This window comes from Sulfuricurvum sp. RIFOXYD12_FULL_44_77 (assembly GCF_001830725.1).
Classification (GTDB): domain Bacteria; phylum Campylobacterota; class Campylobacteria; order Campylobacterales; family Sulfurimonadaceae; genus Sulfuricurvum; species Sulfuricurvum kujiense_A.
On sequence record NZ_MIBU01000215.1, the window covers coordinates 1 to 1,062 of the forward strand.

The following is a 1,062-nucleotide window of genomic DNA, read 5'->3' on the forward strand; positions in this document are numbered from 1 at the left end:
GATGGGGTAATTGCGGGGGTAGGGGCTGTTGTCCTGTTTGTCCCTAATATCGTCATCCTTTTTGTCGGGATTGCCTTGCTCGAATCGACAGGGTATATGTCTCGGGTCGCGTTTTTGCTGGATGGTTTTTTCCATAAATTCGGCCTTCACGGGCAGTCCTTTATCCCCCTCGTGAGTGGATTTGGATGCTCGATTCCGGCATACATGTCGGCACGGATTTTGAAAAATGACCGTGACCGCCTCCTCACTCTGTTTGTCATCGGGTTTATGAGCTGCGGTGCACGCCTTCCGGTGTATGTCCTCTTTACGGGAGCGTTTTTCGGCACGGATATGGCAGGAAACGTTTTGTTCGGGATCTATATCCTCGGAGCTATGATCGGGCTTGTCGCGGCAAAAGTTCTCAAAATGACAGCGTTTAAAGGGGTTGATGAGCCGTTTGTTATGGAGATGCCGAAATACCGTCTCCCATCACTGAAACTGATTTGGCATACGGTTGTAACGAAAACCATGATGTATCTCAAAAAAGCGGGGACATTTATCGCCGCCGCATCGTTGCTGGTATGGTTTTTGAGTACCTACCCGAAAGACGGCTCACTGGATGTACTGTATGGGGCAAAAATCGAAGTAGCTGCATCAGAAGATGAGGTAAAAGTACTCGAGAATCAACTCGCCGAAGCGCAGTTGGAACAGAGCTTTTTAGGGCGTATCGGACATACGATCGAACCGCTGTTTACTCCTCTTGGATTTGATTGGAAAATGGCGGTGGCATTGCAGACGGGATTGGCGGCGAAAGAGGTTGTTGTTTCAACAATGGGTGTTTTGTATTCGCTCGGAAGCGATGCGACGGAGGAAGATAACTCTTTGATGAGTGCAATTAGTTCACACATCCCTCTGGCGTCGGCAGTGGCGTTTATCGTCGTGATTATGACCTATTTGCCGTGTTTGGCGGCATCGGTCGTCTTTACCCGTGAAGCGGGGGGAATTAAATACTTCGGGTATCTGTTTCTCTTCACCACGATTGTTGCTTACTCGCTGGCGTATGTTGCGTATCATCTGGTGTTG

General features: G+C 49.2%; 1 protein-coding gene. It reads left to right on the top strand.

Features of this window, described 5'->3' with window-relative positions; all coding sequences use genetic code 11:
* Nucleotides 1–1,062: ferrous iron transport protein B (gene feoB / locus A2517_RS07820; protein ID WP_294895797.1), on the top strand; the 1,062-nt coding region annotated here is incomplete at both ends.